At 43.8% G+C, this 15,725-nt stretch carries 11 protein-coding genes; 4 read left to right on the top strand and 7 right to left on the bottom strand.

What is annotated here, in order from left to right:
* Position 1: 1 nt before the first annotated feature.
* On the bottom strand, positions 2 to 346 hold the full coding sequence (rpsF, locus tag K429_RS0103065) for a 30S ribosomal protein S6 (RefSeq protein ID WP_007210277.1): 345 nt from the start codon (positions 344 to 346) through the stop codon (positions 2 to 4).
* A 159-nt stretch (positions 347 to 505) separates the two neighbouring features.
* Between rpsF and K429_RS0103060 the strand changes: the two genes are divergently transcribed.
* Both K429_RS0103060 and K429_RS30580 read left to right on the top strand, forming a co-directional pair.
* A complete protein-coding gene (locus K429_RS0103060) occupies positions 506 to 952 on the top strand; it encodes a MarR family winged helix-turn-helix transcriptional regulator (protein ID WP_007210276.1) in 447 nt (148 codons plus the stop codon).
* A 168-nt stretch (positions 953 to 1,120) separates the two neighbouring features.
* Positions 1,121 to 1,297, top strand: a complete 177-nt coding sequence (locus K429_RS30580; RefSeq protein WP_022209392.1) for a hypothetical protein — start codon at positions 1,121 to 1,123, stop codon at positions 1,295 to 1,297.
* A gap of 72 nt (positions 1,298 to 1,369) precedes the next feature.
* Here the strand turns inward: K429_RS30580 and K429_RS0103050 are convergent, their stop codons facing one another.
* The 3 genes from K429_RS0103050 to K429_RS0103040 all read right to left on the bottom strand — a co-directional run bounded on the left by K429_RS0103050 (position 1,370) and on the right by K429_RS0103040 (position 6,049).
* Complete coding sequence (locus K429_RS0103050; RefSeq protein ID WP_007210274.1) at positions 1,370 to 2,071, bottom strand: response regulator transcription factor; 702 nt, start codon at positions 2,069 to 2,071, stop codon at positions 1,370 to 1,372.
* A 4-nt stretch (positions 2,072 to 2,075) separates the two neighbouring features.
* A complete protein-coding gene (locus tag K429_RS0103045; RefSeq protein ID WP_007210273.1) occupies positions 2,076 to 3,617 on the bottom strand; it encodes a sensor histidine kinase KdpD in 1,542 nt (513 codons plus the stop codon).
* Between the two features lie 275 nt (positions 3,618 to 3,892).
* Positions 3,893 to 6,049: a translation factor GTPase family protein gene (locus K429_RS0103040; protein ID WP_022209393.1), complete on the bottom strand. Its 2,157-nt coding sequence runs from the start codon at positions 6,047 to 6,049 to the stop codon at positions 3,893 to 3,895.
* Positions 6,050 to 6,244: 195 nt separating this feature from the next.
* On the opposite strand from K429_RS0103040, the gene K429_RS0103035 reads away from it, so the two are divergent.
* Positions 6,245 to 7,045, top strand: a complete 801-nt coding sequence (locus K429_RS0103035; protein WP_025726012.1) for a gamma-glutamyl-gamma-aminobutyrate hydrolase family protein — start codon at positions 6,245 to 6,247, stop codon at positions 7,043 to 7,045.
* A gap of 301 nt (positions 7,046 to 7,346) precedes the next feature.
* On the opposite strand, the gene K429_RS0103030 is transcribed toward K429_RS0103035, so the two are convergent.
* Positions 7,347 to 7,964 carry a YhcH/YjgK/YiaL family protein gene (locus K429_RS0103030; protein ID WP_025726011.1) on the bottom strand — a complete coding sequence of 206 codons (618 nt, stop codon included), beginning with the start codon at positions 7,962 to 7,964 and terminating at the stop codon, positions 7,347 to 7,349.
* Between the two features lie 173 nt (positions 7,965 to 8,137).
* Here K429_RS0103030 and K429_RS0103025 point away from each other — a divergent pair, with 173 nt between their 5' ends.
* Positions 8,138 to 11,458: a beta-galactosidase gene (locus K429_RS0103025; protein ID WP_044096323.1), complete on the top strand. Its 3,321-nt coding sequence runs from the start codon at positions 8,138 to 8,140 to the stop codon at positions 11,456 to 11,458.
* 101 nt (positions 11,459 to 11,559) lie between these two features.
* Here the strand turns inward: K429_RS0103025 and K429_RS0103020 are convergent, their stop codons facing one another.
* Both K429_RS0103020 and K429_RS0103015 read right to left on the bottom strand, forming a co-directional pair.
* Complete coding sequence (locus tag K429_RS0103020; RefSeq protein WP_044096321.1) at positions 11,560 to 13,887, bottom strand: glycosyl hydrolase 115 family protein; 2,328 nt, start codon at positions 13,885 to 13,887, stop codon at positions 11,560 to 11,562.
* 42 nt (positions 13,888 to 13,929) lie between these two features.
* The gene (locus K429_RS0103015; RefSeq protein WP_081750823.1) at positions 13,930 to 15,627 is read right to left on the bottom strand and encodes a polysaccharide deacetylase family protein; all 1,698 of its coding nucleotides are present in this window, start codon (positions 15,625 to 15,627) and stop codon (positions 13,930 to 13,932) included.
* Positions 15,628 to 15,725: the final 98 nt, after the last annotated feature.

The raw sequence follows: 15,725 nt of genomic DNA, 5'->3' as shown, positions 1-15,725 counted from the left end.
ATTAATCCTCCTTTTTAGTTGATTTAACACTTCTTCTCTTCGCAGCGTATTCAGCAGCGTACTTGTCTTGCTTGAAAGTCAAGAAACGGATAACGCGCTCATCACGACGGAAGTTAAGCTCTAACTTGTCAATAACAGTAGGGTCTGCATTGAACTCAATCAGCTGATAGAAACCAGTTGACTTCTTCTGGATAGGATATGCCAGTTTTTTCAGTCCCCAGTTTTCCTCATTTACGATCTCAGCACCTTCAGCAGTAAGGATGCCTTTGAATTTTTCTACCGCTTCCTTCATCTGAACATCAGACAAAACGGGAGTTAAAATGAAAACGGTTTCGTATTGATTCATACTTGTTTAATTAATGAATTAATAATTCGTTTAAAAATTTGCGGTGCAAAGGTAGGGATTTTATTTTGATCTACAAACATTTAATGTTTTTTTGTGCCTGAAGGTAGGATTTATCATAGAAGTGACTTACCTTTGCAAAGTTGTTTAAACAATAATTTCATGATCGAGCAATTTAACTTTGACATCCGGCTGATTTTTGCCATCCTGAATGGTAAAGTTTCCGCCGCAATCAACCGAAAACTGTCCCGTAACTTCCGCCAGAACGGTTTGGAGATTACTCCGGAACAATGGACTGTCCTCATCTTTTTGTGGGAAAAAGACGGAGTGACGCAACAAGAGTTGTGCAATGCAACTTTTAAAGACAAGCCCAGTATGACACGCCTGATTGATAATATGGAACGTCAACATCTGGTAGTCCGTATCTCGGATAAAAAAGACCGCCGCACCAATCTTATCCACCTCACCAAAGATGGAAAAGAACTGGAAGAACGCGCACGGGTAATCGCTAACCAAACTTTAAAAGAAGCATTACGCGGCATTACCGTAGAAGAACTGAGCATAAGCCAGGAAGTATTGAGAAAAATATTTTTCAATACGAAAGACTGAAATTCAGTGATCAGCAATTAGGGTTTAGTGATTAATAATCTTCGTTTTTCATTCGTCATTCTTCATTCTTTATTAAAATATGGTTTTTTTGCAAAAATAATTTCGCTTGTTAAAGAATTATGCTTTTCTTTGTGACAAGAATATAATAATCTATTAAAATACACACACATGAAAGGTTTATTAAAAAATCTGGGCTTGATATTAGTCTTGGTGGGAGCTGTAATCTTGGTTGCATGTTCCTTTACCGGTAATGTAAACAACAATACCATTTTAGGTACTTCAGCAGTCTTGATGGTACTGGGATTGATTACATACATTATCATCAATAAGAAATTGGCAGACTAATCGTCAGAAAAAGAATAAAAAAGGCGGTTGCTTTGGTAGCAACCGCCTTTTTTGTTTTATGCAAGGAGTCTATCAAGACTCCGGTTCCGGTGTAATCAACTTATATCCCTTTCCGTGGATGTTGATGATTTCAATGGAAGGATCTTCTTTCAGATGCTTACGCAACTTCGTGATATACACATCCATGCTACGTGCATTGAAGTAGTTATCATCAATCCAGATGGTCTTCAGAGCAAAGTCACGTTGCAGGATTTCGTTAGCATGAGCACAGAGCAAACCCAAGAGTTCAGACTCTTTCGTTGTCAGCTTCGTCTGCTTTTCAGGCGTTGACAAAATCTGTTTCTGTGTATCGAAAGTGAACATACCTATCTTGTAGATATTGCTCTCTTTGTTCTTCTTTCCACGTACACGTCTCAGAATTGCTTCAATTCTGAATGTCAACTCTTCCATGCTGAACGGCTTGGTGATGTAATCATCCGCACCGATTTTAAAGCCTTCCAGAATATCTTCCTTCAGTGTCTTTGCAGTCAGGAAGATGATAGGAATTTCGGCATTTGCAGCACGCACTTCCTGAGCCAAAGTGAAACCATCTTTCTTCGGCATCATCACGTCAAACACACACAAGTCATATTTATTCTTCAGAAAAGCTTTGTATCCAGCTTCACCGTCGGGATATAACTCCGCAGAATAACCTTTTGCCTGTAAATATTCTCTTAAAAGCATGCCAAGATTTTCATCATCTTCGCACAATAAAATACGCAGTTTCTCGTCCATATCATTAATTTTTAAGTAAAGGTAATGCAATAATAAATTTAGTTCCAACGTTTAGTTCACTCTCTGCCCGGATAGTTCCCTTATGGTCTGTAATAATCTTCTTCACATAAGACAATCCCAATCCAAAGCCTTTCACATCGTGCAGATTACCTGTATGCACGCGGTAGAACTTTTCAAATATCTTTTTCAAATTTTCTTTCTTAATACCTATTCCGTTATCCTGAATAGAAATCATCAGCTTGCCCGGTTCATTCCAGGTCTTCACTTTCAATTCCAAATCGGCATCCGGTCTCTTATACTTCACCGCATTATCCATCAGATTGAAAATCACATTCGTAAGATGCATTTCATCTGCAAAGATATTCGGGTCTGTTGCGTTCAGTTCCGACTCTATATTACCGTTATAACGTTCTACCTTCAGGGTGAATGTATTGATAACACCGGTAATCAACTCATTGGCATCCAGTTCCTTCATTTTTAAGGTAGCTTTCTGTTTGTCGAACATCGACATCTGGAGTACCTTCTCCACCTGGAACCTCAACCGTTTCGTCTCATCATTGATGACCGTCGATATATGCTGGAACATGGCAGGCGACTTACCCACTGCAGGGTCTTTCAACATTTGCGCCGCCAGCGAAATGGTCGATATCGGCGTTTTAAACTCATGCGTCATATTGTTGATAAAGTCATTCTTCATCTCCGTCAGTTTCTTTTGGCGGAACACGATATAAATCGTGAAGATAAACGTAATCAGCAACACAAAGGTGAATATCATCGACGGTATCATAAAGTTGATCGAGTCGAAAATATAATCTCTTTTGCCCGGAAAATGTATCTTTACGATACTCATACGGGCAGGTGGATCATTCAGGAACAAAGGCTGGGAGTAAGAATACTCGCTACCTTCATCGACATAGTCCGAACAACGGTATACTTCCCGTCCATCCCGGTCAATCACCTTAAAGTGATATCCCAGATCAATGCCGTTATCTACCAAGCCCGACTTTAAGTACTGATCCAGGTTCTTAAAGTTGATGCGTTCCTCAATCGGCTTGCTACTTGCCGTATATAACATCTGCAAGGCAACTTCATCCAACAAGCCACGCTGGTACACATAACGTTCTTTCATTAAATCAATTTGTGTACGAGCTGTTTTAGGAATCGTCTTAGCGCCATGCTTACGCGAAATCATCGCTCTCGGCAGTTCTGACGGCTTATTTGTGATCGTCTGAAGTTCCATGGCCGAATACTTGGAACCATCCGGCGACGTCACCGTAAACCGTTGTGTCTGCACCAATGCCTGTCCTTGCTCAGTCAATTCCCACGCTCTCTTTTCTGCCTCAGAGATGTCTTCCCGCAACCAACGGGCAACCTCAGCGGACTCCACTTCTTTAGAAGCAGCCATCAGTCCACGCTTCACAGATTCATCAAATTGCTCGTTACGCATCTTTACCATCTTCTCTATGTAGCTGATTTGCAGATACAAGAGGCTGAGGAAAGATAACCCCATAACGATGCCTAATATCCATATTGTTGACTTCTTCATAGTCACAAAATTAACACTCCCTAATTAACACTCCTAACCTATTAACCTGATTTAACCGCAAGTTCTCGTAAATTAACCGAAAAGAGTTTTTTAAGTTGCATTACGAGCATTATAACAAATCAGCGTGTGTTTGGTTTGCAAATTTAATAAAAAATTAATCATTCCCGTTCACATTTACGCATGTTCTTAATCAGTGTTAATAAAAAAGCCATTACCCCTCGTTCTGAGGGAGTAACGGCTTTAACAAATTATAAAAACAGACGAAGTGAAGTCTTTTATTCTTCAGCTTGCTTAGCTTCGAACTCCTTAACCAACTTATCTTGTACATCACTTGGAACAAGTTCATAGCTGGCAAATTTCATGATGAACGAAGCACGTCCTCCTGTCAAAGAACTCAAGGCTGTGGAGTAAGATGCCATTTCCTTCAAAGGTACTTTAGCACTCAGCTTTTCATAACCGGCTTCACTACTCATACCCATAATCATGGCACGGCGTCCCTGCAAGTCACCCATCACATCACCCATTCTATCCGACGGAACAAATACTTCCACATCATAGATAGGTTCAAGGATCTTCGGTCCTGCATTCTTGAATGCTTCACTAAATGCATTACGGCCAGCCAACATGAAGGAAATTTCATTGGAGTCTACCGGGTGCATCTTACCATCATACACGATAACACGTACATCACGAGCATACGAACCGGTCAACGGACCTTGTTCCATACGAGACATGATACCTTTCAGGATAGCCGGCATGAAACGCGCGTCAATAGAACCACCTACGATACTATTAATAAATACCAATTTACCGCCCCATTCCAATGGGATTTCTTCGGTACCTTTCACGTTCATCTTAAACTCCTGCGCACCAAACTTATAAGTATCAGGCAGCGGCATACCTTCGTAATAAGGTTCTACAATCAGATGCACCTCACCAAACTGGCCTGCACCACCCGATTGTTTCTTATGGCGATAGTCTGCACGAGCCGCCTTCGTAATGGTTTCACGATACGGAATTCTCGGTTCCTCATATTTGATTTGCAACTTTTCATTATTCTCCAAACGCCATTTCAACGTACGCAAGTGGAATTCACCCTGTCCGTGAACAATAGTCTGGCGCAATTCCTTGGATTGCTCTATTACCCAAGTCGGATCTTCCTCGCGCATACGGTTCAATATGGCCATCATCTTTTCTGTATCGGCCTCATTCACGGGTTTGATAGCACGGGAATATTTTGAATTGGGATATTTGACAAAGTTGAAACGGTTTTCAGTACCCTTACCATTCAGAGTATTACCTGTATGCACATCTTTTAATTTCACAGTACAACCGATATCACCGGCCACCATTTCTTCCACCTTAATACGGTTGGCACCTGCACAGGCATAAATCTGGGCGATACGTTCTTTTGAACCACGGTCAGCATTCGTAAAGTCTTCACCTTCGTGCACTTTACCGCTCATAACCTTGAAGTACTGAACATCACCGATATGAGGTTCAACAGCGGTCTTGAAGAAATAGAGAGAAGTAGGTCCATTCGGATTCGGTTCCACAACCTCGCCACGAGTATTGTGTACGGGCGGCATCTCGTTTACAAACGGAACCACATTACCCAGGAATTCCATCAAACGACGCACACCCATATCTTTACCTGCACAAACACAGAATACAGGGAACATGCCACGTGAAGCCAGTCCCTTACGGATACCTTCACGCATTTCATCTTCCGTCAGAGATTCTTGTTCAAAGAATTTCTCCATCAGGCTTTCATCGTGTTCTGCAGCTGCTTCCACCAGCGCTTTATGCAGTTCGGTTGCCTTTTCCAATTCCTCTGCAGGAACATCTTCAATGGTGGGTGCACCACCTTCGGGACCCCACGAATATTTTTTCATCAAAAGTACATCAATCAACGAATTGAAGTTCGGTCCGGTAGCCAACGGATATTGCACGGGAACTACCTTCGAACCATAAGCAGACCTCAACTGCTCCAGTACCATATCATAATCACACTTCTCATGGTCAAGCTGATTCACCAGGAAAATCACCGGTTTACCTAACTTTTCTGTATATCGGAAATGATTTTGGGTACCCACTTCAGGACCATATTGGCCATTCAGAAGTAATATTGCAGTATCAGTAACATTGAGTGCTGTCATGGCAGCTCCAACAAAGTCATCACTTCCCGGACAGTCTATAATATTAAGTTTCTTACCGTTCCACTCCACATGGAAAACGGTGGAAAACACAGAATAGCCATATTCTTGCTCCACCGGGAAGTAATCGCTGACTGTATTCTTGGCAGTAATTCTGCCACGACGTTTTATAATACCACTCTCAAAGAGCAGCGCTTCTGTGAGAGTGGTTTTACCCGAGCCATCATTGCCAAGCAGGGCAATGTTCTTAATTTCATTCGTCTGATATACTTTCATGATATATAAGATTTAAAATGAATAACTCAGTATGCCTTCGCATACCCTTAATTTTTAGTGAGGCGCAAATTATGAATTTATCAAAAGAAAAGCAATAAATCGATAGTGTTACTAAACTATGTTATGTAACACATCACTACTAACAGAAAGATTTTCTTAACTTTACAGCATAAATCACTAATCTTTAAACTTACAATGAAAGCACTGCTATCCGCCACCACGCTGTTGATTCTTCTATTGTTCAGCGGATGCCAATCCAATGGTGCCTCGCACAGGCAACGGCCATTGATCGGCATATCCTGCTCCCACCCCAATGATTATTCGACTGCCCGAATGACTTACACAGAATCTGTGATACAAGCCGGTGGTACTCCGATGCTCATCCCTATCACAACGGACAGTACGGTTTTGGCGGATATCGTCAGCCGGCTGGATGCAATTATATTAATAGGAGGGGCTGACATTCACCCTTCTTATTATAATGAAGAACCTATCGAGCAACTGGGGGAGGTTGATTCGCTGCGCGATGTTTACGACATCGCCCTGATTCGTCTTGCAGCACAGCGCAATGTACCGATGTTAGGTATCTGTAGGGGTGAGCAATTGATAAATGTAGCGTTCGGCGGGACACTCTATCAGGACATACCGACACAATACCCGGACACTACCGTACGACATAATCAAAAAGAACCGAGCAGTGTGCCCACACATACGGTTCATCTCCTGCAAGGCTCCGCAATAGCTCAAATTACGGGGCAAACGGAGCTTCTCACAAATACGCATCATCACCAGGCGGTGAAGCAGGCAGCACCCGGTTTCCGGATTACGGCATGGGCCACGGACAGCATTCCCGAAGCCATTGAAAATATCAATGGAAAGCCCATTTGGGGAGTACAGTTCCACCCGGAAGCATTAACAGTAGCAGGCGACAGTATATCTGCCAGATTCTTCCACTTTCTGGTTGATAAAGCAACGGCATTCCGAAGGAGTAAATAAACCCGGTGCCTACTCATCTCGAAAGGCATAGGCAAGTCACTTTTGTTTCTCAGTTAAGGCACTCTTGTTTCTCAGGCAAGAAACTTTTATTTCAAAGGGAAGAAACTTTTGTTTCTTAGGCAAGGCACTCTTGTTTCAGTGGGAAGAAACAAAATGGGACAAACAAGAGCCTGACAAAGCTAAAGTATCTCTCCTCCTAATCACAAGAAAGGGCGCAATCTTACGACTACACCCTTACTTTTATCAATAGACTTATTTTCATAAGATGAGGCTATTATTATAATATAGGTACGCGCGTGCATCACATATAATCCAACTTAATCACGATCACCCTTATATCCTGATCTTCCTTATCCGTAGCTATCTTTGCAATATGCCAGTCGGACGGGAAGAACAAGAAAAACTCACCGGGAACAGAGTCGATAAAGGTAGTTTTTTCCGGATCAAAATCATAGTGAATAACATCTTTCTTCTCACTATATTCGCAATTAGCCTTTGAAGACTCATGATCCAGCAATGCAAAACGTTCCGTTCCTTTCACCACATACTGCAAATCTATATGTTTCCGGTGTGATTCGGATGTCCGCTTCTCTAACGGTTCATTCTTGCTATCTTCAACAGAAACCACAAGTGATGTTCCTTCTATCGGATGTTTTCCCTTCTCGATAGTAGTCAGGTCGTGCGACGCCAACCAGCGAAAAGCCGCCTTCCATTGTTCCGAATTCGCTTCGTACTGCGCTTTGAATTCCGCTAAATTCGTAGAAGAATGGGGCTTCGCCTTCAAACCTTCACTCCAGACTTTCGATTTTACCCATTTTTCAGGCGAGATACTTTTTACTTTCTTGCCACTTTGAGCAGAGACAGACAGACAAACCGCAAGCATACAGGCAGTTGCCAATAACCATTGTAAGTGTTTCATGTTAATGTTTTCTATAATTTCGTTTACTGACTACAAAGATATAAATTATAAATCGTATTAAATTGAAACATCTGTCTACCTATATTGAATTATTTGTGGAACATTAAATGATAAGTCGTTCTTATCTTTGCAACAGAAATTAATTCGTAAACTAACAATAAACCATTCAAATCATGAGAAACATTTTCTGGAGTATGACATTAGTTGTTGCCTGTTTGTTTGGAGCTGCTACAGCGCAAGCCCAAAAACAAGTAACCACCAACAATGCCATCGTGCCGGGTGAAGTATGGAACGACACCGACGGTAACCCCATCAATGCACATGGCGGCGGTATCCTCTACCATGAAGGAACGTACTACTGGTACGGTGAGTACAAAAAAGGTAAAACCATCCTGCCCGAATGGGCCACATGGGAGTGTTACCGCACGGATGTAACCGGCGTGAGCTGCTATTCATCCAAAGACCTGCTGAACTGGAAGTTCGAAGGCATCGTGCTTCCCGCAGTGAAGGACGACCAAGGCCACGACCTGCACACCAGCAAGGTACTGGAACGTCCGAAGGTGATTTATAACCCAAAAACCAAGAAATTCGTGATGTGGGCACACGTGGAAAGTGCCGACTACAGCAAGGCATGCGCCGGAGTAGCCATCAGTGACTCCCCTACCGGAGAATTCACCTATCTGGGCAGTTTCCGCCCCAACGGTGCCATGAGCCGCGACCAAACCGTATTCGTAGACGATGATGGCCGTGCCTACCACTTTTATTCGTCAGAAAACAATGCAACGCTGTACATCAGCGAATTGACTGACGATTATCAAAGACCGAGCGGACGCTATACCCGTAACTTTGTCAAGGAAAGCCGCGAAGCTCCCGCCGTCTTCAAGCGTAACGGAAAATACTACATGCTCTCTTCCGGCTGTACCGGTTGGGATCCCAATCAGGCTGAACTGGCAGTAGCAGACTCCATTATGGGTGAATGGAAAACAATCGGTAACCCTTGTACCGGAACAGATGCCGACAAGACATTCTATGCTCAAAGCACTTACGTGCAGAAAGTTATGGGCAAGAAAGACATGTACATTGCCATGTTCGACCGCTGGAATAAGAAAGACCTGGAAAACTCACGTTATGTATGGCTTCCATTCTCCTTCGAAGGTGATAAAATCACCATTCCCTGGCGTGACAAATGGAACTTCGACAGCTTTGCCGACCAAGGTCGTTTTGAAGCCGGCAAAGGAACTTTCCTGCTGAATGGCAAACCATTTGTGGTTAAAGCCGCCGAACTGCACTACCCACGCATCCCGAAACCATATTGGGACCAACGCATCAAGTTGTGCAAAGCACTGGGTATGAATACCGTTTGCCTCTATGTATTCTGGAACTCTCACGAACCGCAACCCGGCGTATATGACTTTACGGAGCAAAACGACCTAGCCGAGTTCTGCCGTCTGTGCCAGCAAAATGATATGTATGTCATCCTTCGCCCCGGACCATATGTTTGCGCCGAGTGGGAAATGGGTGGTCTGCCATGGTGGCTGCTTAAGAAAAAGGATGTACGTCTGCGCGAATCCGATCCCTACTTCATTGAGCGTGTAGCTTTGTTCGAAGAAGCCGTAGCCAAGCAAGTGAAAGACCTGACAATTGCCAATGGCGGTCCCATCATCATGGTACAGGTAGAAAACGAATATGGATCTTACGGAGAAGATAAGGGTTATGTATCCCAAATCAGAGACATCGTACGCGCCAACTTCGGAAATGACATCGCCTTGTTCCAATGCGACTGGGCCTCTAACTTCACCTTGAACGGACTCGATGATCTGATCTGGACCATGAACTTCGGTACAGGTGCCAACGTCGACCAGCAATTTGCCAAACTGAAACAACTTCGTCCTAACAGCCCGCTGATGTGTTCTGAATTCTGGAGTGGTTGGTTCGACAAATGGGGCGCCAACCACGAAACCCGTCCTGCTGCTGATATGATCAAAGGTATCGACGATATGTTATCGAGAGGCATTTCATTCAGCCTGTATATGACACATGGAGGTACGAACTGGGGACACTGGGCAGGCGCCAACTCTCCCGGCTTTGCACCCGATGTGACGTCTTACGATTATGATGCACCTATCAGTGAATCCGGTCAGACAACTCCTAAGTATTGGGCGTTGAGAGAAGCCATGGCGAAATACATGGATGGTGAGAAACAGGCGAAAGTACCTGCACTGATCAAACCTATCAGCATCCCTGCTTTCAGATTCACAGAAATGGCACCATTGTTCGAGAACCTGCCCGCAGCAAAGAAGGATGAAAACATCCGCACCATGGAAGAATACAACCAGGGCTTCGGAAGCATCCTCTACCGCACTACCCTGCCTGAATTGAAATCGCCCGCTACCCTCACAGTGAACGATGCGCACGACTATGCACAGGTATTCGTAGACGGGAAATACATCGGTAAACTCGACAGAAGAAACGGTGAAAAGCAATTGGTACTCCCCGCCTGCGTCAAAGGTTCCAGACTTGATATTCTGGTAGAAGCCATGGGTCGTATCAACTTCGGACGTGCCATCAAAGACTTCAAAGGAATCACGAAAAACGTAGAACTTTCTATGGACATCAACGGATATCCTTTCGTTTGCGACCTGAAGAACTGGGAAGTTTTCAACATTGAAGATACCTATGAATTCTATCAGGGCATGAAGTTCCAGCCGATAGAGTCATTGACAGATCGTCTCGGACAACGTATTCCGGGTGTTTACCGTGCTAAATTCCAGGTGAAGAAACCGAGTGATACTTTCCTGAACTTCGAAACATGGGGCAAAGGACTGGTTTATGTGAACGGTTATGCATTAGGTCGTATCTGGGAGATCGGTCCTCAGCAGACTCTTTATGTACCGGGATGCTGGTTGAAGAAAGGTGAGAATGAAATCGTAGTTTTCGATATCGTAGGCCCTAAAGAAGCTAAGTCCGAAGGTTTAAGTGAACCGCTCCTTGACCAGCTGCTTGTACAGAAACCCTTGACACATCGCAATGAAGGCGAAAACCTGAACTTGTCAGGTGAAAAACCTGTATTCACGGGAAGTTTCAAACCGGGTAACGGCTGGCAGGAAGTTAAATTCAACAAACCTGTTACCGGACGCTATGTTTGCATTGAAGCATTAAACTCACAGGATGGAAAAGACCTGGCTTGTATTGCCGAAATGTATTTCTTGGACAAGGATGGTAGCCGTCTGTCCCGCGAGCCTTGGACTGTGAAGTATTCCGACAGCGAAGACGTAGCTCACGTCAACCGCTCTGCCGACAAGACTTTCGACCTTCAGGAATCCACCTATTGGAGCACAGAGAAAGGTAGTCCTTATCCGCATACGATTGTAATCGATCTGGGCGCCAGTCATGCCGTGACTGGTTTCCAATGCTTACCCCGAATGGAAAGCGAAGTACCGGGTGGCATTAAAGATTTCAAGATTTATGTGAAGGGGGAAAACTTCAAATACTAATCTGACTCACCACAGAGTAACACAGAGTCCCACAGAGTTCTATTGATTTAAAATCAAATGAATGAACTCCGTGGGACTCTGTGTTACTCTGTGGTGAGATCTTAATAGAGTATCACCTGATCCAGCACCACTCCTTCATCCAAAGCCGTAATAACCAACTTATGAGAAGCCTGTTTATTAATCGGTAAAGTCACTTTCCGAATAGCCTGGTTACGCAATACATTCTCTTTCCATTCTTCGCTGCGTCCTTTCGTCTCATAAGATACCGTTTGCGGAACGGCCTCATCTACGGAGATAGCGAAACGAAGCTGTTTCTCATCCAGTGGATGACTTGGCAATAGCCTGATCTCAACTTCAACAGAATCTTTTCCATAATCATCAAAAGCGAAGGTCAGAGAAGAACCTTTACGGATACCCGCCGCTTTTCTTTCATATCCCAAGCCCTCGCACGGAACAGGTTTCCCATACGTACATTCCATAGCATTCCATTTGCAGAGAATTTTCCGGTCTGTCACCATAGATTCGGTAGCGGTAGTATGCTCTACACGCTTGAATACCGGCAACTTACGGGGTTGAAAATCCATCATACGGTTCCATTTGCCATTCTGCAATGAATTATATTGTTGCGTCAAGGATGCAATGCTGTCAAAGGCAGCATCACTTTGTTTCCAGTCAACCTTAGAGTGACGGGCAAGCTGGGCAGTCAGAATTTTCCGGTTCATTTGTGCAGCGGCCTGCACCGGATATTTCACAAGCTGGAAGTAAGCATCCTGCCTGTCCGCCGGGATGTAACTCTCTATTCTCTCGACAACATCGGACAAAACGGTATAAGATCTCAGACGCTCACTAATGGTCTGCTCGCTCCAAGGCAGGTCTTTAATCACCTTGTATTTCGGATCGCGCTCTTCTTCACGCGTATTTCCCATAAATTCGGGCTTACGGATGTAGGATAGCTGGTAATGTGCTTCCATGGCAGGCAACAGTTCCTCGGCACAATTACTTCCAAATTCCCGCTCCAACCAAGATTTCAGATGGGCAGTGACTCCTATTTCGTTCACTTCATCGATGTTCCACGCCATATCCAGGAAAAGCTCTATCTGATATTCCGCAGGTTTGATATCACCCACATTCAACACCCACATCTTCTGGATGCCACGGTCGTAAGCCAACTTCATTTGTTGATGAAGCAGATAAGGGCTGAGAGTTCCCAACCAAAGATAATCGTGAGGACGGCCCCAGTAAGATACATGGTAATAGATACCGTTGCCTCCCTTACGGGCACGCTCTTCCGCTGTCGGGAAGTGACGGATATACCCGTAATTATCATCACACCAGATCAACGTTACATCATCAGGCACCTGTAAGCCGGCATTATAAATATCCAACACCTCTTTATAAGGAATAAATGCTTGCGGAATAGTTGTAACATCTTTATTGACATACTTCTGCAAGAGTCCGCGCTGGTCTTTAAGCACACGTTCCAATACAGCTTTCTGTTCAGCTACGGTTTTGGCTCCCTGCATCTGTCCGTCGTGCACACCACGCATACCCAAAGTATAGATATTACCTTGTTGAGCAACCTCTTTCACCCGGTCTTCCCAGAATTTATAAACAGACGCACTATTATTCACATAGTCATAATCACCCTGACCGCGACGGCGCCACTCACCGGCAGCGCTACATACCATCGGTTCACAATGCGATGAACCAATAAAAATACCATATTCTTCCGCAACTTTCCTGTTTCCTTCCGTCAGGAAGAAAGGCAAAGTACATTCGTGCATCGCAGGCCAATAGGTATTGGCACGTAAACGCAGCAACAATTCAAAGATACGTGCATTCGTCTTCGGACCGATATGTCCTTTTATATCCGACGGTTCATACGTCTGACTACTCCAAGGCATCAATCCCCAGTCTTCGTCATTGATAAATATACCCCGATATTCCACGGAAGGAGATTGCAATGTCTGATACTCTGCCGACAGCACAAAAGAAGTCTTCTTCTCCGGTGTTACATCCGCCCACCATTCCCAGGGAGATACACCTATCAGACGGGATAATTCCATGATACCATAAGCTGTACCATGCGAATCACTACCTGCCACCAGCAATTTTCCATCCGGCAGAACCTGCAAAAGGAAAGCATGTTTCTTGCCTGTCAAAGCACTTACGTCCGCACTCACAGCTTTCAGCAACGGGCTTTTTCCAACCGTACCTACTATGATATTCCCTTGCCGGATATCTACGGCGGCAGATGCAGAAAACACCGATTGATAATCACGTATGAATAGTTTCAATGCGGTTTGCACTACCTTCTCTTCCGCATTATCACAAGCCAACTTAATCGGTTGGTCGGAACGCAGACTAAACTGTGCACAACAAATCTGTGTCACCCAAAGAAAAACTAAACCTATAAATCCCTTCTTCATATATTTCAATTTATTTTTCAAAGCTATATTCTATACATTTCTTCAAAAACTGATTTTAATGCTTCCTCCATAAGGGTTAAAATCAAATATCATTTTATCGTCCTGCTCCCGGACAGACAGTTCTTTCCCATTCTGCAAAACTTTTACTCCACTCTTTCCTTTCTTATCAACCACCATTGTCAAAGGTTCGCCAAATAACTCCTGATTCAATGCCAAACGTGGGCTGACCATCCAATGGGATTTTTTCTTCGTCACATCTAGTTGGATATTATTCCGTTCCTTAACGTAGGCAGCCACTTCACGGAAAGTGCCCACCCATATATCATCTTCCTGTGCCTTCACCCGTTTGAAATGTTCCCACAATATATCCGGAGAAGTAAAAGCATCATAACCCACCGAAATACCATGAATCATCGTGACTCCCCAGTCGCCTGCAATGATAAGTTCCTTCACCCATTTATCCAGTGACTCAACTGTTGATTTTGATTTTTCACCACCTATAGCATATTGCTTCGTACGTGTACCTATTCTATCTTTTGAAGCAATCCGCAACACATCTTCATTATAAGAATTAAACGGATAACAGAAAGTCAGCGGTCTTTCACCTATTTCTGCCTGAAGAATACTATCATTCCGGTCAACTTCCACTTGCACTTCTTTCAGACTCATATTTTTCAGATTGGCATGCGACCAACTGTGACTGGATATTTCATGCCCTTTACAGGCCATTTCCTTCATTTGTACCCAAGTCATACGTGGCTTACCTTGCTGTTCCGCCACATTCCCTATCCCTTTTCCCCATATCCAGAAAGTACCCTTGAAACCTACTTTTTCCATTTCCGGGAAAACAAGCGTATAGTGTTCTTCTAGACCGTCATCGTAAGTATAGCTGATAGCACATTTCTTATTATCCTTATAATCGGCCACATACACTTCAGGATCATAGTGCCGGACATAAGGTTTCAGTGCCGGAACAACCTTAGCAACAGCTTCCATAGCAATGCCAGCCACTACCTTTCCGCCATAAATATTCAGATGTGTATTGTCTATTTTTCCTTTCGGACAAAAATCATAAATCCCCGCAGGTACCCACATAAAGAGGCTTTTTGATTTTTCTACGCCCATACCTACCACCAGATCATGCGTCAGTTTATTCAGATCGACAAAAGGTACGTCCATTTCTTCAGCTACCCGGCGGGGAGAATTCAAATACTCTCCATGCGTATCCACAAGCACATTTCCTTCCACTTCATAACTTCCTTTAGATTCCGTCATCCCTTCGGGAGGAAAGTTTCTCCGTACAATGGAATTAAACAGTACAGGATAAGCTCCCTTTTCGCGGGTTTCTCTTACGAAACGACGCAGGTTATCATCGAAGGTAGTTCCCGGATCGGTATGCAATTTTTCGGAAGCTTTCTCATCATTATGTCCGAACTGAATAAACACATAATCTCCCTTTTTCAATTTGGCAAGCACCGCATCCCAACGCCCTTCATTGATGAAACTCAATGAACTCCGTCCATTCATGGCATGATTGTCCACTGCGACATCCTCCGTCAGAAAACAAGGAAGCATCTGTCCCCAACCACGTTCCAGGTTACCTTTCTCCAGGCTTTTGTTAGCCATGGTAGAATCGCCTATCATAAAGATGGTGATAACGTTTTTCTTTTCCGTTATAAAGGCTGAAAAGAGCAATATCGCACAGAGTGCAAACAGTAGTCTTATTTTCAGATTTTTCATGCTAAGAAATTTTCAGTAAAAATAAGTAAGTTCATAGATACGGCGTATGGAGCTACGTACAATTAGATGTATTATCGTACATAAAGAAGTACAATTTT

Source organism: Bacteroides sp. 14(A), from assembly GCF_000526555.1.
Lineage (GTDB): Bacteria > Bacteroidota > Bacteroidia > Bacteroidales > Bacteroidaceae > Bacteroides > Bacteroides cellulosilyticus.
Note: the sequence above shows the minus strand (reverse complement) of the source record. Positions and strands in the feature narration are given on the sequence as shown.

Coding starts and splice junctions, on each gene's coding strand:
- K429_RS0103015 (WP_081750823.1), bottom strand. CDS start 15,627: ATGAAAAATCTGAAAATAAGACTACTGTTTGCACTCTGTGCGATATTG.
- K429_RS30580 (WP_022209392.1), top strand. CDS start 1,121: ATGAAAGGTTTATTAAAAAATCTGGGCTTGATATTAGTCTTGGTGGGA.
- rpsF (WP_007210277.1), bottom strand. CDS start 346: ATGAATCAATACGAAACCGTTTTCATTTTAACTCCCGTTTTGTCTGAT.
- K429_RS0103020 (WP_044096321.1), bottom strand. CDS start 13,887: ATGAAGAAGGGATTTATAGGTTTAGTTTTTCTTTGGGTGACACAGATT.
- K429_RS0103025 (WP_044096323.1), top strand. CDS start 8,138: ATGAGAAACATTTTCTGGAGTATGACATTAGTTGTTGCCTGTTTGTTT.
- K429_RS0103040 (WP_022209393.1), bottom strand. CDS start 6,049: ATGAAAGTATATCAGACGAATGAAATTAAGAACATTGCCCTGCTTGGC.
- K429_RS0103030 (WP_025726011.1), bottom strand. CDS start 7,964: ATGAAACACTTACAATGGTTATTGGCAACTGCCTGTATGCTTGCGGTT.
- K429_RS0103035 (WP_025726012.1), top strand. CDS start 6,245: ATGAAAGCACTGCTATCCGCCACCACGCTGTTGATTCTTCTATTGTTC.
- K429_RS0103050 (WP_007210274.1), bottom strand. CDS start 2,071: ATGGACGAGAAACTGCGTATTTTATTGTGCGAAGATGATGAAAATCTT.
- K429_RS0103045 (WP_007210273.1), bottom strand. CDS start 3,617: ATGAAGAAGTCAACAATATGGATATTAGGCATCGTTATGGGGTTATCT.
- K429_RS0103060 (WP_007210276.1), top strand. CDS start 506: ATGATCGAGCAATTTAACTTTGACATCCGGCTGATTTTTGCCATCCTG.